We start from the raw sequence: 23,735 nt of genomic DNA on the forward strand, positions 1-23,735 counted from the left end.
TTAGCCGCCGATAAATTTCACTTTAAAGCCGTTTTTCTCCAATACGGTTTTAATGACATCACGTTTATCACCTTGAATTTCGATTACTTCACCAACAACGGTACCGCCTGTGCCACAGGTTTGTTTCAGTTTTTTGGCCAGAACTTTCAGCTCTTTTGCATCTAATCCTAAGCCAGTAATGGTGACTACGCCTTTGCCTTTGCGGCCTTTGGTTTCACGACGTACCTGGGCAAAGCCATCGGATGGGGTAATGGCTTGCTCTGCTTTTGCTTCTTTGACACGACCACCGTCGGTAGAATAAACAAGTTGCGATAGTTGATCTTGTAACGATGACATAGTGATAATTCCTGTAAACCTATAACCTGAATTCGGAAAAATGGCCTTATACCAATTTGATTAAGCAAGTGCTGGTTATCCCGAGTTCAGGCTATTATAACCAAGATTAACAAGGTAACGCACTCGATATTTTCAGCGGCAAATAACAAGAAACCAGCCTGTTGGCTGGTTTCTTAATAATCTGGGGAGATTAGATTTTATGCTTAAGGTGCTGAAATCAATTCAGCATAAATTATAAATCTTATAATTTACTTTCTAACTCAGGTAGGGCATCGAATAAGTCAGCTACAATACCGTAGTCAGCAACCTGGAAGATAGGCGCTTCAGCATCTTTGTTGATAGCAACAATAACCTTAGAGTCTTTCATACCGGCTAAATGTTGAATGGCACCAGAAATACCTACCGCGATGTATAGATCTGGGGCAACGATTTTACCCGTTTGACCAACTTGCATGTCGTTTGCAACAAAACCTGCATCAACCGCAGCGCGTGAAGCACCAATAGCGGCGCCAAGTTTGTCAGCAATACCATCAAGAAGATGGAAGTTTTCGCCGTTTTGCATACCACGACCACCAGAGATAACAACGCTCGCTGCACCCAAGTCAGGACGTTCTGAAACCGTAAGTTCAGCGCCAACAAAGCTAGAAGTACCAGCATCTGTGGCATTGCTTAGGGCAACAACTTCAGCAGAACCGTTAGTTTCAACAGCGTCAAAACCCGTTGCACGGACAGTGATAACTTTAGTTGCATCTAAAGATTGCACGGTAGCAATAGCATTACCTGCGTAAATAGGGCGAACAAAAGTGTCGGCACTTTCTACTGCGATAATTTCTGAAATTTGCGCAACATCTAATAAAGCGGCAACACGTGGCATAAAGTTTTTACCCGTTGTTGAAGCATTGGCCAAAATGTGACCGTAGTCGCCCGCTAATTCAGTGATTAATAAGCTTACGTTTTCCGCAAGTTGGTTTTCATAAGCAGCGTTGTCAGCAACTAATACTTTGCTAACCCCAGCAGCTTTAGCCGCATCAGCTGCAGCTGCAGCACAGTTAGCACCAGCAACTAGTACGTGAATATCGCCACCAATTGCGCTCGCAGCTGCAACAGTTTTTAATGTGTCAGCCTTAAGGCTTGCATTGTCATGTTCTGCAATTACTAAAATAGACATTAGATCACCTTCGCTTCATTTTTTAATTTTTCGACTAACTCGTCGATTGACTCAACAATAATACCGGCTTGACGTTCGGCCGGAGGAGTTACTTTGATCAAAGTCGTACGAGGGCTTAAATCGATACCAAAATCGCCAGCGGCTTTAACAGCTAAAGGCTTACGTTTCGCTTTCATGATGTTAGGCAGCGATGCGTAACGTGGTTCGTTTAAACGTAAGTCAGTAGTCACGATAGCTGGAAGATTAAGAGCAACAGTTTGTAAACCGCCATCTACTTCACGAGTAACGTTAACTTTATCGCCTTCAACTTTCACGATCGAGGCAAAAGTACCTTGTGGCATGCCAGTTAATGCACCTAACATTTGGCCAGTTTGGTTATTGTCTGAGTCAATGGCTTGCTTACCGAGTAATACCAATTGTGGCTGTTCTTCTTCAACAACTTTTTGCAACAGCTTGGCAACGTTAATTGAATCTAAATTTTGGTCGGTATCAATTTGAATCGCACGATCAGCACCTAGTGCTAATGCTGTACGTAGTTGTTCTTGGCAAGACTTGTCACCAATAGACACGGCTACAATTTCAGTAGCTATGCCAGCTTCTTTTAAACGAACAGCTTCTTCTACCGCGATTTCACAGAATGGATTAATTGCCATTTTAACGTTGGTTAAGTCAACGTTTGAGTTATCAGGCTTAACACGAACTTTGACGTTATAGTCAATTACGCGCTTGATTGGAACTAGTACTTTCATAGCAACCTCTAATTTTTTACCAAAGTCATTTAACTTGTTGTTCGGTATTTTATCTATTTGTAGACAATAGTCAAACACTTGTTTGAAATTGTTGTTTAAAACTGATTTAATGTAAATACCCGTCAACATTCAAAGTGCCGGGTTTCAGTGGGAATTTAAAGTGATTTAGGCAAGGTATTAAATTTAGAGAATGGTTATTCCATTGTTAAAATTCATAGCGCTGCATAAATCACTTTTAAACCCATCGAAGAAGCGTTTGAGCAATCCCACTTCTTCGTTCCATCTATTTGTAAGGGAATAACCATTACTGTATAGATGCGCCTTGAATTGGAATCGCTCAAGCGCTCTGAAACCGGCATCTTGAATGCTGACGGGTATATTTATTTCATGGGCGAAAGATTACTAAGCCGATTACAAAACGTCAATGTTAAGTTACATTTAATGTGATCTAAGACAATTATATTGCCGGATTTGCATAGGTTTGCCGCTTATAAAATGCTATATATAGATATCTAAATTTAAACAGTATTGTTCGAAAAATCAATCTAAGGGGATACGCGTGGAACGTGAATCGATGGAATTTGATGTTGTGATCGTGGGTGCAGGCCCATCGGGTTTATCTACAGCATGTAAATTAATGCAAATGGCACAAGAAAAAGATCAAGAATTAATGGTTTGTGTTGTTGAAAAAGGCTCTGAAGTTGGCGCTCATATCTTATCTGGTGCTGTATTTGAACCTCGTTCATTAACTGAATTATTCCCTGACTGGAAAGCACAAGGTGCACCATTAAATACGCCAGTAACTGGCGATGATATCTATTTATTAAATAACAAGGATAAGGGCATTAAACTGCCTAACTTTAGTGTGCCAAAAACCATGCACAATGATGGCAACTATATTGTCTCTATGGGCAACGTATGTCGCTGGTTAGCGGAACAAGCGGAAAGCTTGGGTGTTGAAATATTCCCTGGTTTCCCGGCGCAAGACGTTATTTATGAAGACGGTAAGGTCGCTGGCATCATCACTGGTGATATGGGCTTAGATGCTGAAGGCAATCAAAAAGACTCGTTCATGCCAGGCATGGAGTTACGCGCCAAGTACACCGTATTTGCAGAAGGGTGTCGTGGTCACTTAGGCAAAGAACTGATTAGCAAGTTCAACCTGGACCAAGGCAAGCAACCGCAGCATTACGGTCTTGGTTTTAAAGAAATTTGGGACATTGACCCTGAGCTGCACCAGGAAGGTTTAGTCATTCACTCCGCGGGTTGGCCGTTAGAAGGCGATACAACGGGTGGTGGTTACTTATACCACGCTGAAAATAACCAGGTATTTGTCGGTTTAATTATCGATTTAAATTATTCTAATCCGCACTTAAGCCCGTTTGATGAATTTCAAAAACTAAAACATCACCCGAAATTTTCGCAATACCTAAAAGGTGGTAAGCGGGTATCTTATGGTGCTCGTGCGTTAGCAAAGGGTGGATTCAATTCACTGCCGAAAATGACTATGCCGGGGGCGGTTATGGTAGGTTGTGACGCCGGTACCATTAACTTTGCCAAGATCAAAGGCAATCATACCGCGATGAAATCAGGCATGTTAGCCGCTGAAACTATTTTTGCGGCGCTTGCTGCTGGCGATGAAGGGGGTAACGATTTAACGGCGTTCACCGATAACTTCAAAAATTCATGGCTCTATGATGAGCTATACAATACCCGTAACTTTGGCGCGGTAATGCATAAACTGGGGACATTCCTTGGTGGTGCTTACAATACCTTAGATCAAAATATCTTTGGTGGTAAATTACCGTTCAACTTCTCTGACAACAGTCTCGATCATGAGCAATTAAAGCTGGCCTCAGAGTGTCCGGTGATCAGCTATCCGAAACCGGATGGGGTGTTAAGCTTCGATAAGTTAAGCTCGGTATTTTTATCAAATACCAACCATGAAGAAGAGCAACCGTGTCACTTGAAACTGAACGATATGCAAATTCCAATTAGTGTGAATTTACCGAAATACGCCGAGCCTGCACAGCGATACTGTCCTGCCGGTGTATACGAAGTGGAACAAACTCAAGACGGCGAGAATAAATTTGTGATCAATTCACAGAACTGCATTCACTGTAAAACCTGTGACATTAAAGATCCAAGCCAAAACATAACCTGGGTAACGCCTGAAGGTACTGGCGGACCAAACTACCCGAACATGTAGTTTTATACATGGATTGTACTTATACCCGACAGGCAGGGATAGCCTTTAGAGGGTGATTGTTTTCATCAATGTAATAAACAAGCCCGGATTTCCGGGCTTGTTTATGTTCAGCAACTGGGTAAGATAATATCGAGTGCTTTGCCTGGTTGATTCGTTTATAATACGCGCAATTTTTATCCACCGATAATTTGTATGCGATTTTCAATAACGGTTAAACCTCTGTTAACTTTTCTCTTACTAGGCAGCGTTATTGCTTGTTCGCCGCAAGCAGATGTAGAAACAAGTGCTTGTTCACCGCAAGCTGATGTAGAAATAATCGCTGGCGAACAGCAACAATTACAGTTAACAGGGCGGACAATGGGGCCTATCGTTTATTCGGTGAAGCTCATTGCCAACAAACAACAGCTTGAACAATCACAGTTAGCGAATAAAGTGGACGATTTATTGGTCAAGATCAATGCCCAAATGTCTACTTATGATAAAAATTCAGAATTATCAAAATTTAATCAATACCAGGGACATGATGCCCGCATAATTTCGGTCGAATTAAACCAGGTATTAACTGAGTCGATCCGTTTGGCACAATTAACGCAGGGCACATTGGATGTCACCGTTGGCCCATTAGTGAATCTGTGGAGCTTTGGTCCGGAAGAGCGCGTTGAAAAAGTCCCTTCGGCTGAGTTGATTGCCAGTACGAAGCAACACATAGGCATTAAAAAAATTAATTTAAGCGACCGACAACTATCCAAATCGGATGCAAATGTGTATGTGGATCTTTCAGCAATTGCTAAAGGCTTTGCTGTGGATAAGGTCGCAGAATTGTTAGAGCAACATGGTTACCATAACTATCTCGTTGATATTGGTGGAGAAATGCGCCTTAAAGGAATTAAGACGAATGGTCAAAGATGGTGCATTGCGGTAGAAAAACCAATTGCTGGTACAAGAGCGGTACAAAAGCTTATAATACCCGGCGATAATGCGGTGGCAACATCGGGTGATTACCGAAATTATTTTGAAGAAAACGGTATTCGTTATTCTCATACCATTAACCCTGAAACCGGCTGGCCAATAAGCCACAAGTTGGTATCGGTAACTGTGGTACATCCATCATCAATGACTGCCGATGGTTTAGCAACGGCCATTGAAGTGATGGGACCTGAAAAAGGTTATGAATTTGCCAAAGCAAATAACTTTGCGGTGTATTTAATCAGTAAAACGGATGACGGTTTTGCGGAATATAGCACTGAGCAGTTTAAGCAGTTAGTTGCGCAATAGCGCTTTTATTAACAGTAGAAAGAGAGAAAAAATGTCAGTATTTTTATTAACCTTTGGTTTCTTTATCGTTATGTTTTTGGCGATGGCCGTGGGTTATATCATTCAACAAAAAACTCTTGCCGGCAGCTGTGGTGGCTTAGGTTCAGTAGGTATTGAAAAAGCGTGTAACTGCGACAGTCCGTGTGCAAAGCGTAAAGAGCGTGAACGCCAGGCGGCATTAAAAGAAAATTCATTGGATGTGAAAAACATTTAATCTAATTCAAAAAAAAGCTTAATACCGGGTATTAAGCTTTTTTTTGAATCATTCATCATTAATTTTTGCGACTTGCTGGTAATAACGATCAAATCCGATTGTTTGATAAATGCGAATGATTGAATATATGCCATGTAAGCTGCCAATGAGTAAACTGATCGTGATAACAATCAGATTTGCTTCACCAAGGTAGGCACAACACAGTGATGCCACTATCGATGCAATAAATAGGGATGAGAAATAAATTCTTACTCCAATGAGCAGTTTTTTTATTTTTAAAGCAAAAACTTCATTAACCATCACTGACATTTGAAAACCACATAATTAGGACCTAATAATAATTATAATGGTTTATATTCTTTTTGGTTATATCGAATTGATATATGATTTTCCTTTCTGAAAAATGAGCAGATATTTAATCTACTTGGTATATATACTTACTGCTTAGGTGGAAAGTTGCTCAAAATAGTGCCCACGACTTTGTTTATTTCCTGGTGTTTTTCGGCAGCCTTTATCCCTTGTTCTGCTTCAAAACCGTCAAAACCACGCCAAATGAGTTTACCTTGATGATGAATATCAATGGTAATTTGGGTATAAATATTAATGCCGGAATCAAGCGGTATTGTGGTACCAACGCCAATACCGGTAGCGCTGCTGCTGCTACGATTTACTCCACCTATACCAATACTGAAAGATGAGGTGTCTTCACGCTCTTCCCGAGTGGTAAAATAACTCACCTGCAACTGGGCATCGGTATCCGCCATGTTCAGTGATTTTGCCGTTAATTGCATCATAACGGCATCTTTAATACGGTCGCTGGTTAATTGCTCCATTGGCGCTGCTTGTGCTTCATTAGAAGCAACAAATTGATAATCACTGAAAGTGGAAAAGTTGGTGTCAGTGTCATAATCGACATTAGTATCGGTACTTTTACAAGCCGTTAATAGTAAGCTTGAGCCGATGATAAAAGCGATGAAGTTAATTAGCCTGACCTTATGCATAGTAATACCGAATTCATTGTGATTATTGATAAGGTATAGTCTTTAAGTCATTAAAAATCTATTCCAGCAATTTACAGTTTAAATGCAGTTGATCGAGCCCTGAAAATATCTGCCACTGCTCAGAGTTGTTGCTAATGCCAATATCGGTTGCTAACAGACAAGGTTTTTTAAACTCAATTTTTAATCTGTCTGCAACTATCTTTTTCTCGATCAATAATAAATGCGCTAAGTACATGCCATGAATAATGGCACCGGGCATACCAAAGAGTTTTGCCAATCTTTCACTGATATGAATGGGGTTGTAGTCATAACTTACCTTGGCATAAGCTCTGGCAATTAAGCTGTCAACATGAAATGGTGTGTCAGCGGTATACGAATGCTGGTTCGTTAATGGTGCTCTATCTGTGGCTTTGAGTTTTTTCAACATGGTATTTTTATTGATCAAACAGCATTTTTCACCTTGATAAAACTTTGATTCAATTTGTACCAACTTGCCTAATGGGTGGCTGCGACTTTGCTTAATGTTGATCACAACTTTGTAATGTTGTTGAAAATCAATCATAAAAAACTGTTTAAATTCTGCGGTTAAGTGGATCAAACCCAGTGGTGAAAAGGCAAAATGCTTATGGCTGAGCGCTTTCATCATAGGTTTGAAACCGGCAATAAACGCATAACTTATGGGTAAGTCTTGCTCTGCAGATACTCGGTAAAGCTTACGAAACCGCTCTATGTTTTTGCTAGGCAGGCCTTTTACGTCAAACTCAAGGCTGTATTCATTAAAGAATATTTTCTGTTGGCGTTTGGTGAGCAACTTTAAATAATGGTACATCTACAGCGTTGTCCGTAAGCGTTATTTTCATAATACTCTACCATAGCAGATCTGCTGATATCATAAATATTGAATTTGTAAAATAGTTTGTGTAAGCTGTGTTTATATACAGTATTTAATGAAGGGTTCATAAGTTCAATGAGCAGGGGGGGTAAGTGGCACTGAAAAAAATTATTCATGTCGACATGGATTGTTTTTATGCCGCAGTGGAAATGCGGGATAATCCGGAACTGGCGAATATTCCCATTGCCATTGGCGGTACTGGGCCACGCAGTGTAACTGCTACCTGTAATTATCTGGCTCGTGAATACGGGGTGCGTTCGGCTATGCCGGTTGGTAGAGCCTTACAATTGTGTCCACACCTTAAACTGGTCTCGGGCAGGATGTCTGCCTATAAAGAAGCCTCAGACCATATTCGCGAAATTTTTTCCCGCTATACCGATAAAATTGAACCTTTGTCGTTAGATGAAGCCTATCTTGATGTTACTGATTGCACTGAGTGTAACGGTAGTGCCACCTTAATTGCAGAAAAAATCAGAGCTGAAATTTACCAGGAGCTTAATTTAACCGCCTCCGCCGGTGTGGCACCAAATAAATTTATCGCCAAGATTGCTTCCGATGAAAATAAGCCAAACGGGCAGTGTGTAGTACCCCCCAACAAGGTAAGCGATTTTGTCGAAAGCTTGCCGTTGAAAAAAATTCCTGGGGTTGGTCCCAAAACCTTAGAAAAATTGCAAGCAAGGGGCTTTTATACTTGCGCTGATGTCCGGGCTAGTGATGTTAATACCATGGAAAAACTCATGGGCAAATTTGGCCCTGCCATATACAAGCGCGCCTTTGGTATCGATAATCGTGAGGTTGAAACGGCAAGGATAAGAAAGTCTTTGGCAATTGAAACGACACTGGCTAAAGACATAAACGATAAAAGCAGTTGTGTTGCGGTGATTGAAACATTGTTACCTAAGTTTTTAACCCGTCTGGATAAAGTAAAAGACCTAACCATAGTGCGGCAAGGGGTAAAAATTAAATTTGCTGATTTTACTCAAACCACGGTTGAGCAGAGTCAAGACGGTCTGGATACCAGTTTATTTGAACCTCTGCTGGCACAAGCGTTAATCAGAGGCAATGGTAAAAAAGTACGGTTAATTGGTTTAACCGTAGGTTTTAAGCCAAGCGACAGTAATGATATCGACAAAGCACAGTTAACCCTTCCGCTTTAATTTTGATTTTTTTAGAAATGCAGTCCATATTTAATAACAATTAAAGTAAATTCCCTCGCATTTGAGATAACACTATGAAAAAAATACTGTTTTTAATGTCTTTGTTAGTATGTTTTTGCACTAACTCGGTGATGTTTACGGCCCACGCAGCAAGTGATTTATCGAGTGTTGAAATTCGCGTGTTAAAAGCCAATGCTAATGTCTACATGTTGGAAGGTCGTGGTGGCAATATTGGCGTGCTGGCAACAACAGATGGTTTAGTATTAGTGGATGATCAATTTGCGCCGTTAGCGAGTAAAATTGAGCAGGCAATGAAAGAGATTAAAGATGTGCCGTTAAAGTACATTGTGAATACTCACTATCATGGCGATCATACCGGCGCTAATGCTCATTTTGCCAAGCAGGCGCCTATTTTTGCCCACTCAAATGTGCGCAAAAGAGTGGCGACAGATAATAAAAAGGTTGGTGCCAATCTGCCGGTGATCACCTATGAACATGGGGTAACCATGTATTTGGATGATGAAGAAATTCAGCTAACACACTTTCCAAGCGGTCATACCGATGGCGATTCTATTGTCTATTTTAAAAAAGCCAATGTATTGCATATGGGCGATTTGTATTTTCAAGGGCGGTTTCCGTACGTCGATCTCAATGGTGGGGGCTCGGTAAAGGGCTATCTTGCCAACATCAAAAAAATTAAAAATCAGTTCCCACCAGATGTGGTCATCATCCCCGGCCATGGCGAGCTCAGTAATATGGCAAGTTTGCAAGGCTTTATCGAGATGATTGAATATTCCATCAACAGAGTGGAAATGGCAGTGAAAGCCGGTAACAGCAGTGGCGAGATCCTCGCCGATGGCATAGGTGAAAAGTATGAAAACTGGGCCTGGCAATTTATCAGCGAAGAGAAATGGATGAAAACCTTGATAAAAGATTTAACCCCAAAATAATAAAAGAGTTAGGCTACGGGCTACGAACTACGGGCAGATTGTGGTGAATTTAAGTTACAGGGTGCAAGCAGGCAGCGTATGTTGTAGCTCAAACTTGAGCTGACAATTTTAGATTTTGAGTAATGTTTATTCTTGTATATATTGATCTTTATTGCCACAAAGACGGCTCTAGAGGTGAAAAAGAATGGGTATTCCACTCTTCTTAGGTGTCTCGGCATACGTCGGCCTGTGCCAGCAAGAGCCATTCACTAAACCTGTTAAAAAGCGCCAAAGAAGCACGCGCATTCATAGAAAAGTAGCACCGTCATCCCACCGTGCTTTTGGGTGGGATCTCCTTCAGGTTTAAGGAGTCTATAAAGAAAATCCCCCCTCTATCAACTAGACTTTAATTTCTAGCATTGAAAAGGACTTCGATCATGAAAAACCAGCCATATACATCATAACCAACTCTACAAATAGCGTTTTATATATCGGTGTTACCAGCAATTTAATCCAGAGAATTTATCAACATAAAGAAAAGCTTATTGATGGTTTCAGTAAGCGATATAACTTGTTTAAATTGGTTTATTTTGAATTATTTGAAGATATGAATAGTGCAATCCAAAAAGAAAAAAGGCTTAAAATTTGGCAAAGAAGTTGGAAGGAAAGACTGATTCGAAAAGCAAACCCACAATGGAAGGACTTGTATCAAGAGCTCCTTTAACTCTGTATTAGTCACAGTTTGCGTCAGGAGATCCCACCCAAAAGCACGGTGGGATGACGGCATACTTTTTCTTATACCGTATCAGTCTCTTGTTCGCTCACAACAGCCTGTGAGCTTTTGATTACATTACGTTAAATTCCGCAACCGTGCAAATTGTGCTAAACTCGGTAGTACAAATTTGCAATATCAGAGCTAACTTTACTGCCTACGCGGTCATTAGAAAATTACGTGTTATTCAAGAGTAATGTCTGTCTTCAATTCCAAAGCAGCCACTCAGTGTAAAGGGCCACAAAGCTCTCTAATAGTTTTTCTTGTTACGATTCGCTTTACTATATATCAAAGCCCCTCAGAAAATTTTTTACTAATCCTAGATAATTTCATCAAAGCAGTTGACAAAGCTTCTATCAATAACTACATTTGTAGTAACTAACTACTACAAATGTAGTTTAACGGTAATGAGAAAACTAATATGAAATTAAGTGAATTTGAATTAGACGTAATGCAACGCTTCTGGGATGAGGGTGCTTGCTCTGCACCGGCAATCCACAAATGGATAGCTGAAGATAAAAAGGTTGCTTATACCACGGTGAAAACAATTATCGATCGTCTTGAAGAAAAAGGGGCTATTAGACGTGAACGTATTGAGGGACGCTCGATTGTTTATTCAGCCGCTATCGAAAAAGAAGCTATCTCCAAAAAACTATTGCCCGATTTTGTCAGACGTTTTTTTCATGGTAATGCTAGCCATCTGATCGCCCACTTGATTAAGGATGATGAATTAAGTGATGAGGATATTGTGTTTTTAGAAAAATTCCTCGCCAAGCGAAAAGATAATAAGGAAGAATAATCATGGCGGACTATTTACTGACTAACTTAACGATCAGTGCAATTGCTGCAATGATACTTTTGATTTTAAAAGATGCACCGGCACGTTTACGTTTTTATGTAGTGTTGGCCGCTCTGGTAGCATGGCTTATTCCTTGGCATTTAGCTGCAACACTGATAATCGTACCTGATACTCTGGTTCATTATAGTAATGAATTATTAGTGCCAACAGTCTGGCTTGGTGACTATCAAACGAATACCTCAAGCATCATTCCTGAACTGCTTGTTGAACAAACGAACAATATGGTCAACCCTGTCAATACGGCACACTCTCTTGATGAAATATTAGCCGCTATACCCGCAGTTGAATTGATATTAATCATTGGAATATTACTCTTGGCAAAAGACATTTTTAATTACCAATTATTGCTTCGACGATGGAAAAACAGTTCTCAAGAGATGACAAACCTCTGGCAGCAAAATGGTATTGAATGCAGCAATATTTCTATTCGTCTTTTGCCTGATGGTGGTCCAGGCATGGCAACAGGAATTTTCAAGCCGGTAGTCTGGCTCAACCAAAGCCACACAAAAAGCAATAAAACCAGAACCATCCTTGTCCATGAACTGAATCATATTCAACAAAAAGATCCAATTTGGATGTGGCTATTGACCGGTATACAAGCGGTATTGTGGTGGAATCCATTAGCTCGACGATTTATCAAAATTGCCAGAGAGCAAATAGAGTTGAGCTGCGACGAAAAATGCAGGCATCAATTAAAACAAAATTATTCATATGATCTGGCGGAAATCTTACTCAATGGTGATGGCGCAGCAGAAGAATGTGCAGCCGTTGTTGGCATAAAGAACAGCAAAAATTTTAATATTGTCCGTATAGAAAAATTAGCAAAGGAGAAAGTAATGAAAACTAAATATCTTATAGCACTCGTGGTTGGCTTTGGAATGAGTACATTAGTTGGCTTCAGTGTTATCGCCAAATCAACCAGTGCAATGTCCCAAGTTGCTGTTGAAAGTCTTCTGGTGCTTGAGTCTAAACAGCTCTCGAAACTGGATTCTTCCGGCAAATCTGAAATGTTGGTGAGCGGACGCGGCAATGCAAGATCGTACGCGGGAGAGGTGTACGTTCATCAAGGCAGTGAGGTAATCATTTACGGCCCGACAGGAGAAAAACGACGAACGATCCCCATTCCTGATGGTGTGTTGTATTCAATCGACTTCGTGGTGCTTCCCCGTGGAGCATTGGCTTTTCTCGACAATCAAAATGACGCAATTTATTTTGTCGATGTTTATGGAAACTTCTTAAATACAATCTACCTTCACGACCAACCAGATCAACAATGGCAGGACATGGATGGTGTTGTTGTCGGGAATAAGTTAATTGTGTCGGGTAAAGGGAATCTTGTACCTAGGAACGGATACCATGTGTCATCGAGCGGTGAAAAGGAATATTTCTCGGAAATTCTAGTGCATAATGAACTGGTCGCCGTGGACTTGGAGACTTATGAGGTATCTTCGTTTCGTAACCTGAAGTCATTGTATAACCTTAGCGCTATCGCTTATTCTGAAGGTCGATACTACGTCTCTAACCGTCGAGATATCTACTCTTTCACGGACAATTCAGGAAGTATCACAAAGGTTGCCACATTACCGGAAGGCAACACCGCGGGAATTGTTATCGCCAATGGACACCTTTTTGCCGTGGTAAACGGCATGTCAAAGGTCGGTAAACAATATCATGCTGCCAACAAAGGCAAAAAGAAGAAAGGACAAAGCCTTGCTGCCAAGAGAAAAACCAATCAGGGTATTCTTTATGATATCGATCTCACCACCGGAAATGTCACACAGGTAAGAGATGATCTCAATTTCCCGCATGGTGTTCTACTCCTGTAGGGTTAACAAAGGGGAATGAGATCGTAGTGCTTGCATTTGTAAATTATCTGTGGCTTGAAGCGATGAAGAGCTTTTCGCCACAGCTTGCAACCCATTAGCGGCTCATTTTTACATTGGTGATAACATCGAGAAGAACCAGCTCGCTGATCGCTGTATCACTAAAATTTACACATTAGTAGTGTCAACACTCCAAAGGCGTGCATTGATTGACAAAAATGCTGGCAGTGTCTCCTTTGTAAGTGAGCGGTCGTTAGTTGTAATATTATCCAAAGCCCGTTTTGCGAAGAAAAGTGATTCTAATGCGTTCGTGTTGGAATGTCCGTTTATCGCTCATTTAAGTCGTTAATTATTTGTCTTTATCCGAAGGATTATTGAATCCTTCTGGCATGTTATCTTCAATTTCTGCAACGATGCCATTTATAAACATGACCTGAACTAAGTAAGTATGGATTAATTCAGGACTAAATGATTATAAAGAGCGATTAAGAGACCTATACAATATGAGAAAAAACACACCGTCATTGCGGCGCAGGCCGCAACCTCCCTACGCATGCTGTGGCTAGCAAAAATAAGCTCAAATAATATCAGGGTATAAATCTCGCCAGTTTGGATTAACCTCTTCAATTAATCTATTTTTCCATTTTCGATGCCACTGCTTTAATCTCTTTTCTCTTACAATCGCGTTTTCCATGTCGTTGAATAATTCAAAATAAACAAGTTTTGTTAAGTTGTATTTAGCGCTAAATCCTCCAATAAGTTTTTCTTTATGTTGATAAATTCGTTGAACTAAATTGCTGGTTACGCCAATGTATAATACCGTATTATGCGTATTTGAAATGATATAAATTGCGGGGTGCTTCATGATTGAATTCCTTTTCAATAAATGAAATTTAAGTGTAGCTTAGTTGAAATTAGTTTGTGGAAGCGATTGTTTATAGGCACGCTATATCCGAAAGGGGGTTGCGGCCTTCGCCGCAATGACGTGGTTAATTGTTTCTAAGTATGCCCTGATATTGGAAGGTTAAACGTCTCTGAATGGCACTGACCTGCCGGATATAATTGAATTCATATACAAAAGCCCCAAGTGAGTATTGTAAACTAACCTGGGGCCTCAACAATGCTGCTTGTACCTTGTACCTTGTACCTTGTACCTTGTACTTTTATTTTCTCAATTTTCGATCAAAAAAGTCGATGATTGAATAATTCAAATGCACTTTCACTTTTTTACCACGCATGCTGTGCTTACTGCCCGGGTAAGTCATCAGTTCAAACCGTTTGTTTTCATCTTGCAAGGTTTTAATCAGTTTCGTGGTATTGGTAAACAACACGTTGTCATCGGCCATACCATGGTAAATGTATAACGCATTGTCATTGTCAAAATCTTTGGCATAAGGGAACACTGAGCTGTTCTCATAGCCATCAGCATTGGTTGCCGGATGACTCAAATAACGCTCGGTGTAGTGGGTGTCGTATAACATCCAGTCGGTTACCGGTGCGCCACTAACGCCAGCACTAAAGTAATCACCGGCTTTAAACATTGCCATTAGTGCCATGTAGCCACCATAACTGTGGCCAAAGATACCGATATTTTCTTTATCAACATAAGGTAATGTCTGCAGGTATTTTACTCCGGAAATCTGATCATCAAGTTCAACATTGCCCAATTCTTTGTAAATGGCAAACTCAAACGCCGTGCCTCGATAATTTGAGCCACGATTATCCAGTTGAAACACCACATAACCATTGTTTACCATGTACTGGGTCATGTCAGCACCAGTCCATTCATTGGTCACACGCTGGGCATGCGGGCCTCCGTAGACACTGACGATCACCGGGTATTTTTTCCCTGGTTTTAAGTCTTGCGGAGTGTAAAGCTTGTAATATAAATCTGTTGTGCCATCACTGGCTTTTAACGTGCCAAAGGTTGGGGTGACTAATGATCCTTGAAAAGGCGCCACGGGATGGCTGTGATCAAGCTTATTTTCCAATAAATAGGTCAATCGTTTGCCATTTGCCTGATGCAAACTCAATTGCGCCGGCGTATTGATATTGGAAAAATCATCCAGGTAACTGAGGTGGTCATTGGCAAAAGCAATGTTATGAAAGCCGCTGCGTTTACTGACTCGGTTTACGTGTTCTGGTGACTTGCCATCTAAAGTCACCTTGTATAAATGTTTTTCAATCGGGGTGTCAGCGCGACCGGTAAAATATAACCAGCCATTATCTTCATCAATTGACACCAGTTCGTCAACAATCCACTGACCTTTGGTTAACTGGCTGATCAGCTCCCCTTGGTAGTTATAAAGGTATAAATGTTTATAGCCATCGCGTTCAGAAGCCCAGATGAACTGTTTTGATTTTTTCAAAAAGGTTAAATCATCATTCAGATTTACCCAATGATCTGATGTTTCTTCAATAATGGTTTTTGCTTTACGAGCTTTTAGGGTGTGAAAGTTCAATTTCAGCGTTTGTTGTGCCCGGTCTTGCCATTGGTAAGCAATAGTTTTGGAATCAGGCAGCCAGTTTACCCGGGCGATATAAATGTCTTTTTCTTTGCCCAGGTTTAAATCAGTCGTTTTTCCGGAACTCAGCTTAATGTTATGCAACGATACTGCAACATTATTGGTACCGGTAGCAGGGTAGCGTTGTTCAAACAGTTTTACTTCTTCGGCGTAAATTTCATTACGTATAACGGTTTGCACCCCTGACTCATCCACTTTTAAAAAGGCGATGTTCTTCTCGTTTGGTGACCACCAATAACCGGTCATCCGATCCATTTCTTCCTGGGCAACAAATTCGGCCATGCCGTTTTTAATGGTGCCTTTGCCGTCATCGGTTAATTGCTTTTGTTCATTTTCTTGTAAGTCGATGATATAAATGTTTTGCGCTTTAATAAACGAAACATAGCGGCCTTTTGGTGAGAATTTTATATCGGTTTCGTAGGCTTGATCTTCGGTTAAACGACGCGATGTTTTGCTGTCTTGGGCGTATAAATACAAGTCACCGTTTATTGGGAACAAGATGTTGTTGCCATCACTCGATAACACATATTCCATGATGCCACTGCCATAAACGCGTTGACGTTCACGACGAGCTTTTTCTTCATCACTTAATTCTTCTTTGCCGGCAAAAATGGAGTCTGAATCCACTAGCAGCAAATGTGTGCTGCTGGCAATATCGTATTGCCAAAGATCAAAACGGTCATTGTCTGACTCTTTCGCTTTTAAATAGGTTACTGTGGTGCCATCGGGTGAGTATTTTAAATTTTTTGAGGTAGGTCCATCTAGAGAAGGAGCAGAAAAAATTCTTTCAATCGTTAATGCCTCGGCTTGCTCTATTTTTTCAGGTTCAGTAGGAGTGATCATGGCATCACCTTCAAATGGTACTTGCGCGACAGTGCTAACCGATACCGTTAATAGCATTGATGAAAACAATATCGATAGTGTTTTCAATGAATTAGATTTTTTTAGGGTTTTTAACATGGGGGCATTTAATTTTGCTTTAATTAATTGCCCTGTATACTACCTTTCGCTGTGCCTGGTGTCGAAGGTAACTTCCGATTTTTCTCTTTTTTACATGACTAAATTGTAAAGCAATATTAATCACCGTTGTTAACGCTGACAAATACTACTCTTTAGTTTAAGTGTTCGGCCAGATAATCCACCAAAAATCGAATTTTAGGTGACAAATTTCGGTTGTGCGGATACACCGCCCAAATGATTTGTTCTGGCTCTCTAAAGTGATCAAGTATAGTGATTAACTTGCCGGTTTCAATCAACGGCTGCACGTAATAATCTGGTAACTGCACTATGCCTAAACCTTTTAAGGCTGCATCTACCAGGCCAAGGCCACTGTTACAGTGAACCGGCCCATGTACCCGGACATTTCTTTCTTTGCCATTTTCGATAAAGCGCCAATAATCCAGAGTGCCTAATAAACAACGGTGTTGTTCAAGTTCAGACAAGGTATGCGGCAGGCCATGTTTGTTGATGTACTCCGGTGAGGCACAGACAAAATTGGTTCGGCTGGATAGCTTTTTCGCCATCATCGTCGAGTCAGATAATTTACCCATTCTAATGGCCAAATCAAAGCCTTCATCAATGATATCTACTTGTTTATTGGTTAAATGAGCTAAAATTTCAACGTCGACATAACGTTGCAAAAAATTATTTACCAACGGCATGATTTGCTGTTCGCCATAAGTTACCGGCGCGGTGAGCTTAATTTTTCCTTGCGGCTTACTTTGTAAGTTGGTGATGGCGCGCTCGGCTGCATCCAAACCATCGAGCACAGCACGACAGTGTTGATAGAATACTTGCCCTTCCTGAGTAAGCGATACTTTTCGTGTGGTACGATAAAAAAGCTTTACGCTTAATCGCTGCTCTAACGCACTCACTTGTCGACTCACTTGTGCCGTTGAAATAGATAAGCGCTTAGCTGCTTGAGTAAAGCTTTCTGTTTCGGCCACTTGCACAAACTCGCTGATCCCTTCCCAGTTCATTTTTCTTACTCCAATCATTGATTGTTACATATAGGTAAAGGTGATTTGCAAAATCACCGTATTATCATTTTAACAGAAATAAATATAATAGCTGCCATAAACAAACACCAGCCGTTTTAGAGTGACCAAATTCAAATCGGTAAGCAGTTAGTAGACACTATTTAAATAAAAGGAAGCAGATATGAGTTGGTTATTTTTGCTATTTGGCGTAGCCGCAGAAGCTATGTCGCATGTCGCGTTAAAAGAAACCGATGGCTTTAGCAAACCACTGCCCAGCCTTTTAGTATTATTAGGTCACCTTGCCGCCTTTATCTTTTTAGGCCAGGCAATGAAGGGCATGCCGGTTGGCATAGTACACGCGTTATGGGCAGGTCTTGCGGTAATGACAGTAACCATATTATCCACGTTAATCTATCGTCAACACATAGAGCCAACCACTTGGTTTGGCATGGCATTTGTCGCCATAGGCGTTGCCTTGATCAATTTATCGCAGGGCCACAACCATTAATTTATTTTTTAAATCATCTATAAGATGACTGATACCCGCTATAATTTTACCAGCATGAATTTTTGTATGTAAAAACTGTAGCAATAGGATAGTTAAATCTATCCAGCCAATTTAAGAGAAATCCAATTTAACCAATACTAAGTTTAATCATTACCAAAATTTACAGAAAAGAGAGAATCAAGATGTCAGATCAATTTATTAAATCAAAAGCCGCCATTGCCTGGGGCCCTAAACAACCATTATCTATCGAAGAAGTCGATGTCATGCTACCTCGTAAAGGTGAAGTGTTAGTAAAGGTGATTGCATCAGGCGTATGTCATACCGATGCATTTACCTTGTCGGGTGACGATCCAGAAGGGATTTTCCCGGTTATTTTAGGTCATGAAGGTGGTGGTATTGTTGAGCAAATAGGTGAAGGCGTTACCAGTGTGCAAGTTGGCGATCACGTTATCCCACTTTACACGCCGGAATGTGGTGAATGTAAGTTCTGTTTATCAGGCAAAACCAATTTGTGTCAAAAAATCAGAGAAACTCAAGGTAAGGGCTTAATGCCAGACGGTACCTCACGTTTCTATAAAGACGGTAAGCCAATTTTCCATTACATGGGGTGTTCAACGTTCTCTGAATACACCGTACTACCAGAAATTTCTCTGGCGAAAGTCAATAAAGAAGCACCATTAGAAGAAGTTTGTTTACTCGGTTGTGGTGTTACCACCGGTATGGGCGCGGTAATGAATACGGCAAAAGTGGAAGAGGGCGCAACCGTTGCTATCTTTGGTCTTGGCGGTATAGGTCTTTCCGCCGTTATTGGTGCAACCATGGCGAAAGCGGGTCGTATTATTGCCATCGATATTAACGAAAGTAAGTTCGATTTAGCGAAAAAGCTTGGCGCAACCGATTGTATTAACCCAAAAGATTATGACAAACCTATTCAAGATGTCATCGTTGAATTAACTGACGGCGGTGTTGATTACTCGTTTGAGTGTGTTGGTAACGTCAACTTAATGCGCTCAGCGTTAGAATGTTGTCACAAAGGTTGGGGCGAATCAGTGGTTATTGGTGTTGCCGGCGCAGGACAGGAAATATCAACCCGTCCATTCCAGTTAGTGACCGGTCGTGTATGGCGTGGTTCAGCATTCGGTGGTGTTAAAGGTCGTACGGAATTACCGGATTACGTAGAACGTTACTTACAGGGTGAATTCAAATTGAGTGACTTTATTACTCATACTATGGGTCTGGAAGATATAAATGAATCGTTTGAATTGATGCATAAAGGCGAAAGCATCCGCAGTGTGATTCATTTCGACAAATAATATCCATCAGTAAAGCTATGGCTGCCGGTGTTGTATTAGGGCAGCCATAGCTTTTAAAGTTTAAGGTTGAAAATTTAATATGAGTTTAGAAAATTTATCCGCCAACAAGAGTTTTGGTGGCTGGCATAAGCAGTATCGTCATTATTCGCAATCGCTAAATTGCGATATGCGCTTTGCCATTTACTTGCCGCCACAAGCCAGTAATGGTGCTAAGGTACCGGTATTGTATTGGCTTTCAGGGTTAACCTGTAGCGATGAAAACTTTATGCAAAAAGCGGGTGCGCAACGCATTGCGGCAGAGTTAGGCGTAGCGATAGTCGCCCCAGATACCAGCCCAAGGGGCGAAGATGTCGCCGATGATGAAGGCTATGACTTAGGCCAGGGGGCTGGCTTTTATGTAAACGCTACGCAAGCGCCCTGGAATCGTCATTATCGAATGTATGATTATGTGGTGAAGGAATTACCTGAGTTGATTGAAGCTACGTTTCCGGTAAGTAATAAGCGGGCAATTTCAGGTCACTCTATGGGCGGCCATGGGGCATTAACGATTGCGATGTTAAATCCTGAACGTTATCGCTCAATGTCGGCATTTAGCCCAATTGCCAATCCGGTAAATTGTCCCTGGGGAATAAAAGCATTTAGCGCCTATTTGGGTGACGATAAAACGACCTGGCTTAAACACGATGCCAGCGAGTTAATGAGCAAGGCCAGCCAATTCGTTCCGGCATTGATTGATCAAGGCCAGGGAGATGACTTTCTGGTTGAGCAATTAAAACCGGAAACATTGACGGCAGCGGCTAAGCAAAGTGGCTATCCTATCACCTTAAACTTGCAACAAGGCTACGATCATAGCTATTACTTCATTGCCAGTTTTATCGAATCGCACCTGCGCTTTCATGCAACTCACCTGAACAAATAGTTCTCTATTCAACTTGCTATGAATGCCATTGATAGTTTCGATGGCATTTCTTCTTGGTAGCATCTTTTTAGCCAATTATAAGAGAAAACTGTCAGGCAAATTATAGCAAAGGCGTCTGCATCAATTTTGTTATCCCAGGTATTCACTTATCTAAACGATAGTTGTTAATTAGGAAATGAATAGATAATATGAATTGTGTACAAATAGTTGTGCCAATACATGGTACTAAAAAGCTATAACTTTACTTAAAATGAAATCATAAAAAGGCAAGTAAATGATTAATGAGTTGGTAAGCTCCATCAACAATGTTCTGTGGGGCCAAGGCCAGGTATTAATTTATTTGTTACTTTTTGCCGGCTGTTGGTTTTCGTTCAAACTTCGCTTGGTACAACTACTTCAATTCAGGTATATGTTTACCGTGATGAAAGGCAGCAGCCAATCAGACAAGTCGGGGATCAGTTCATTTCAAGCCTTGTGTACAGGACTTTCTGCCCGAGTTGGGACGGGTAACTTAGCCGGTGTTGCTATGGCAATTTCCCTCGGTGGCAGTGGCGCGGTATTCTGGATGTGGGTTATTGCTTTACTAGGCATGGCGACAGGCTTTGCTGAAAGCGTGCTTGGGCAACTATATAAAGTACGAGATAATCATCAAGAGTTCCGAGGTGGCCCTGCCTATTATATTCGTGCTGGACTCAATAAGCCTTGGCTGGCGATCCTTTTTTCACTTTGTCTTTTTCTCGGTTACGGCCTGACTTTCAGCGCTATGCAAGCCAACACCATTGCCGATGCTTTAAACAATACCTTTGCTATTTCGACTAAGTATTCGGGCGCGGTCATTGTGTTACTCGCGGGTAGCATAGTCGTGGGTGGCATGCGTAGTATCGCTCGGTTTGCCGAGCTTATTGTGCCCTTTATGGGGTTAGCGTTTGTGGTTACTGCACTTGTTATCACGCTAATGAATATTGAATTATTACCGGCAATGTTCATGGATATCTTTTCTTCTGCTTTTGGCTTAACTGAGGCTGGGGCAGGAGCTTTAGGCGCGGCCATTAAAAACGGTATTCAGCGCGGCTTATATTCCAATGAAGCCGGGGCAGGAAGCGTTCCTCATGCAGCTGCAGGTGCATCACCAGTACCTAACCACCCCGTCGCTCAAGGCTATGTGCAAATGCTAGGGGTTTTTTTAGATACCATGGTGTTATGTAGCTGTACCGCAGTAGTCATTTTGTTATCTGATATTAGCATCAGCGGTGAAATGGAAGGCATTAGGATGACGCAAAATGCGATGACTGCTCATTTTGGCACTGGCGGAAATTACTTTGTTGCCGCGGCCATCACCTTATTCGCTTTTACTTCGGTGGTTGCCAATTATGCCTATGCAGAAAGCAACCTGCATTTATTCAAACTAGACAACACCGTTGGCCGGGTACTGTACACCAGCGTTTACTTGATCATGGTATTCTGGGGAGCAAACGCGACGTTAAAACAGGTGTGGGGATTAGCTGACATGGCATTAGGCTTAATGACCCTGGTGAATATTTACGCAATTGTTTTACTCACTCCAACAATCGTCAATTTAACCCAGGATTATCTGGCTAAACTCAAAATAAATGACCAACCCAGTTTTTCACTTGCGGATGTCGAAATACAGGGAGAAACCGAACCGGGTGTCTGGTCAAAACCTAAACCTTGATGGAGTTCAGCCAGTTAATTAACCGAAATTAATTTTTAGCAGCGCTAACGAAAAAGTTTTCGGACTTGGTATTATCATCTAACAGTGTTTTTAATTCAGTATATAGCCAAGTCATCGCCGGACCTTTACCCTTATTTTTCGGCGTTACTATTTCTACCGGCGTATTCCAGGCCTTATGATCGAATACCACGGGTAGTATTGTGAATGCCTTCTGCTCTAGGTTAGTTAATACATAATGTGCGGGCAAATATGACCAACCTATGCCTTGAGAAACCAGGTACATGATGGTGTCGATGCTGTTTGCCCACCAGGCATTTGCCGACATTAAAGAATTTTGCTCTGACACTTCTCCCGACTCTCCTCTTTGCACTATTTGGCGGTGCGGCAATAAGTCGACAGCGCGAACTCTCTTTAACTGGCTTAATGGATGCGCCTTATGACAAACGGCATAGAAGGGCAAACTGCCGATATAACAAACATCAACATCATTTCTCAGTGATCCGCCTGAAAACATTAAGCCAATATCTGCGCGACCACTCTTTATTCGTTGCGCAACATCGGTACCTGCTACCGTGATGATTTCAATTGCGGTTGCCGGAAATTTTTCGCCAAAAGCCGTCAATATCTTGGTGAAAGAGGGCATTAACAGCGCGTTATCTAAGGCCAGGCTAAGGCCAGATTCTTCTTGCCGGCCCAAAGCTTCAGCAGCAGAGTTTAACTCCAGCGCCTGTTGGATCACCGCTTTAGCATGAGCAAGTAATTGCTCTCCCTCACTGGTCAGGCTTGGCTTTCTTGTTGATCTGTCGAACAGTTCGGTGCCCAGTTCGACTTCTAAATTGGCAATTCCCTGACTTACCGCAGATTGTACTTTGCCTAACTTTCTGGCGCACGCTGAGAAAGAGCCGGTATCAACGGTTTCGACAAACATTCTGAGTTGTTCAATGTTTAACATATCACTAAAACTGATGGTAACTAATTTGTATCATTTAATTATACTGATACTATACGGCAATTCAACCCCGTAAGAGGATCTCCTAATGAGCGTAAAAGAACGAATATTCCACAGTTTTATGTTTGAACTGGTGGCGTTATTGCTATTAACCATAGCCGTAGTTTTATTTACCGATAAAAACGCCTTAGGAATGTCAGGCCTTGCGTTGGCAATCTCGTTGCTTATGTGGGTCTTAGCATTAGACTTTATTACCGTGCTGCTATTGGATATTGGCTTTGTAGTCTTCTGCTGTTTCTACGCAATTGTATTTAATTGGCTTTACGATAAAGCACGAGCACATTGGTTATTATACCAGTTCGCGTAATGAAGTGATCAATTGAGAATGATATAGAAAGTTTTAGAACAACTGAAATTTTAAATAGA

General features: G+C 41.3%; 23 protein-coding genes. 13 read left to right on the top strand and 10 right to left on the bottom strand.

All coding sequences use genetic code 11. The features are described 5' to 3' along the window. The 3 genes from ND16A_RS11700 to ND16A_RS11690 all read right to left on the bottom strand — a co-directional run bounded on the left by ND16A_RS11700 (position 1) and on the right by ND16A_RS11690 (position 2,253). Positions 1 to 336 (bottom strand): translation initiation factor, encoded by a 336-nt coding sequence (locus ND16A_RS11700; RefSeq protein ID WP_033077113.1) that lies wholly within the window; start codon positions 334 to 336, stop codon positions 1 to 3. A 241-nt stretch (positions 337 to 577) separates the two neighbouring features. Continuing rightward, positions 578 to 1,504 (bottom strand): electron transfer flavoprotein subunit alpha/FixB family protein, encoded by a 927-nt coding sequence (locus ND16A_RS11695; protein WP_033077114.1) that lies wholly within the window; start codon positions 1,502 to 1,504, stop codon positions 578 to 580. Continuing rightward, positions 1,504 to 2,253 (bottom strand): electron transfer flavoprotein subunit beta/FixA family protein, encoded by a 750-nt coding sequence (locus ND16A_RS11690; RefSeq protein WP_033077155.1) that lies wholly within the window; start codon positions 2,251 to 2,253, stop codon positions 1,504 to 1,506. The genes ND16A_RS11695 and ND16A_RS11690 overlap by 1 nt, the downstream gene beginning before the upstream one ends. Before the next feature lie 574 nt (positions 2,254 to 2,827). Here ND16A_RS11690 and ND16A_RS11685 point away from each other — a divergent pair. From ND16A_RS11685 to nqrM, 3 genes are all read left to right on the top strand, one after another. Further along, a complete protein-coding gene (locus tag ND16A_RS11685) occupies positions 2,828 to 4,462 on the top strand; it encodes an electron transfer flavoprotein-ubiquinone oxidoreductase (RefSeq protein WP_200880819.1) in 1,635 nt (544 codons plus the stop codon). 192 nt (positions 4,463 to 4,654) lie between these two features. Beyond that, entirely contained in the window at positions 4,655 to 5,737 is a 1,083-nt protein-coding gene (locus ND16A_RS11680) for an FAD:protein FMN transferase (protein ID WP_033077116.1), read from the top strand. Between the two features lie 31 nt (positions 5,738 to 5,768). Continuing rightward, positions 5,769 to 5,990 carry a (Na+)-NQR maturation NqrM gene (nqrM, locus tag ND16A_RS11675; protein WP_033077117.1) on the top strand — a complete coding sequence of 74 codons (222 nt, stop codon included), beginning with the start codon at positions 5,769 to 5,771 and terminating at the stop codon, positions 5,988 to 5,990. Positions 5,991 to 6,038: 48 nt separating this feature from the next. Here nqrM and ND16A_RS11670 read toward each other — a convergent pair whose 3' ends face one another. From ND16A_RS11670 to ND16A_RS11660, 3 genes are all read right to left on the bottom strand, one after another. Beyond that, positions 6,039 to 6,299: a hypothetical protein gene (locus ND16A_RS11670; RefSeq protein WP_033077118.1), complete on the bottom strand. Its 261-nt coding sequence runs from the start codon at positions 6,297 to 6,299 to the stop codon at positions 6,039 to 6,041. A 128-nt stretch (positions 6,300 to 6,427) separates the two neighbouring features. Beyond that, on the bottom strand, positions 6,428 to 6,991 hold the full coding sequence (locus ND16A_RS11665; protein WP_033077119.1) for a DUF4136 domain-containing protein: 564 nt from the start codon (positions 6,989 to 6,991) through the stop codon (positions 6,428 to 6,430). 58 nt (positions 6,992 to 7,049) lie between these two features. Beyond that, on the bottom strand, positions 7,050 to 7,820 hold the full coding sequence (locus ND16A_RS11660) for a MaoC/PaaZ C-terminal domain-containing protein (RefSeq protein WP_033077120.1): 771 nt from the start codon (positions 7,818 to 7,820) through the stop codon (positions 7,050 to 7,052). 155 nt (positions 7,821 to 7,975) lie between these two features. Between ND16A_RS11660 and dinB the strand changes: the two genes are divergently transcribed. From dinB to ND16A_RS11640, 5 genes are all read left to right on the top strand, one after another. Beyond that, complete coding sequence (gene dinB / locus ND16A_RS11655) at positions 7,976 to 9,040, top strand: DNA polymerase IV (RefSeq protein ID WP_443080313.1); 1,065 nt, start codon at positions 7,976 to 7,978, stop codon at positions 9,038 to 9,040. A 74-nt stretch (positions 9,041 to 9,114) separates the two neighbouring features. Beyond that, positions 9,115 to 9,990, top strand: coding sequence for an MBL fold metallo-hydrolase (locus ND16A_RS11650; protein ID WP_052072989.1), 876 nt, complete (start codon positions 9,115 to 9,117; stop codon positions 9,988 to 9,990). Positions 9,991 to 10,426: 436 nt separating this feature from the next. Beyond that, positions 10,427 to 10,693: a GIY-YIG nuclease family protein gene (locus ND16A_RS0119010; RefSeq protein ID WP_327144248.1), complete on the top strand. Its 267-nt coding sequence runs from the start codon at positions 10,427 to 10,429 to the stop codon at positions 10,691 to 10,693. Between the two features lie 469 nt (positions 10,694 to 11,162). Beyond that, positions 11,163 to 11,540 carry a BlaI/MecI/CopY family transcriptional regulator gene (locus ND16A_RS11645; RefSeq protein WP_033077122.1) on the top strand — a complete coding sequence of 126 codons (378 nt, stop codon included), beginning with the start codon at positions 11,163 to 11,165 and terminating at the stop codon, positions 11,538 to 11,540. 2 nt (positions 11,541 to 11,542) lie between these two features. Then, positions 11,543 to 13,426 (top strand): M56 family metallopeptidase, encoded by a 1,884-nt coding sequence (locus ND16A_RS11640; RefSeq protein ID WP_033077123.1) that lies wholly within the window; start codon positions 11,543 to 11,545, stop codon positions 13,424 to 13,426. A gap of 574 nt (positions 13,427 to 14,000) precedes the next feature. Here the strand turns inward: ND16A_RS11640 and ND16A_RS11635 are convergent. The 3 genes from ND16A_RS11635 to ND16A_RS11625 all read right to left on the bottom strand — a co-directional run bounded on the left by ND16A_RS11635 (position 14,001) and on the right by ND16A_RS11625 (position 17,927). Beyond that, the gene (locus ND16A_RS11635) at positions 14,001 to 14,288 is read right to left on the bottom strand and encodes a GIY-YIG nuclease family protein (RefSeq protein WP_033077124.1); all 288 of its coding nucleotides are present in this window, start codon (positions 14,286 to 14,288) and stop codon (positions 14,001 to 14,003) included. A gap of 298 nt (positions 14,289 to 14,586) precedes the next feature. Further along, the gene (locus tag ND16A_RS11630) at positions 14,587 to 16,908 is read right to left on the bottom strand and encodes a DPP IV N-terminal domain-containing protein (RefSeq protein ID WP_443080315.1); all 2,322 of its coding nucleotides are present in this window, start codon (positions 16,906 to 16,908) and stop codon (positions 14,587 to 14,589) included. Between the two features lie 152 nt (positions 16,909 to 17,060). Beyond that, positions 17,061 to 17,927 (bottom strand): LysR substrate-binding domain-containing protein, encoded by an 867-nt coding sequence (locus ND16A_RS11625; protein ID WP_033077125.1) that lies wholly within the window; start codon positions 17,925 to 17,927, stop codon positions 17,061 to 17,063. Between the two features lie 181 nt (positions 17,928 to 18,108). Here ND16A_RS11625 and ND16A_RS11620 point away from each other — a divergent pair, with 181 nt between their 5' ends. From ND16A_RS11620 to ND16A_RS11605, 4 genes are all read left to right on the top strand, one after another. Then, positions 18,109 to 18,435 carry a DMT family transporter gene (locus ND16A_RS11620; protein ID WP_033077126.1) on the top strand — a complete coding sequence of 109 codons (327 nt, stop codon included), beginning with the start codon at positions 18,109 to 18,111 and terminating at the stop codon, positions 18,433 to 18,435. Positions 18,436 to 18,617: 182 nt separating this feature from the next. Then, entirely contained in the window at positions 18,618 to 19,748 is a 1,131-nt protein-coding gene (locus tag ND16A_RS11615; protein ID WP_033077127.1) for an S-(hydroxymethyl)glutathione dehydrogenase/class III alcohol dehydrogenase, read from the top strand. A gap of 79 nt (positions 19,749 to 19,827) precedes the next feature. Then, positions 19,828 to 20,667 (top strand): S-formylglutathione hydrolase, encoded by an 840-nt coding sequence (gene fghA, locus ND16A_RS11610; RefSeq protein ID WP_033077128.1) that lies wholly within the window; start codon positions 19,828 to 19,830, stop codon positions 20,665 to 20,667. Between the two features lie 274 nt (positions 20,668 to 20,941). Next, on the top strand, positions 20,942 to 22,360 hold the full coding sequence (locus ND16A_RS11605; protein WP_033077129.1) for an alanine/glycine:cation symporter family protein: 1,419 nt from the start codon (positions 20,942 to 20,944) through the stop codon (positions 22,358 to 22,360). 28 nt (positions 22,361 to 22,388) lie between these two features. Here the strand turns inward: ND16A_RS11605 and ND16A_RS11600 are convergent, their stop codons facing one another. Further along, positions 22,389 to 23,312, bottom strand: a complete 924-nt coding sequence (locus ND16A_RS11600) for a LysR family transcriptional regulator (protein ID WP_052072990.1) — start codon at positions 23,310 to 23,312, stop codon at positions 22,389 to 22,391. Positions 23,313 to 23,397: 85 nt separating this feature from the next. Between ND16A_RS11600 and ND16A_RS11595 the strand changes: the two genes are divergently transcribed. Further along, entirely contained in the window at positions 23,398 to 23,676 is a 279-nt protein-coding gene (locus ND16A_RS11595; protein WP_033077130.1) for a chlorhexidine efflux transporter, read from the top strand. Positions 23,677 to 23,735 lie beyond the last annotated feature (59 nt).

The organism is Thalassotalea sp. ND16A (assembly GCF_000764205.1).
Classification (GTDB): domain Bacteria; phylum Pseudomonadota; class Gammaproteobacteria; order Enterobacterales; family Alteromonadaceae; genus Thalassotalea_A.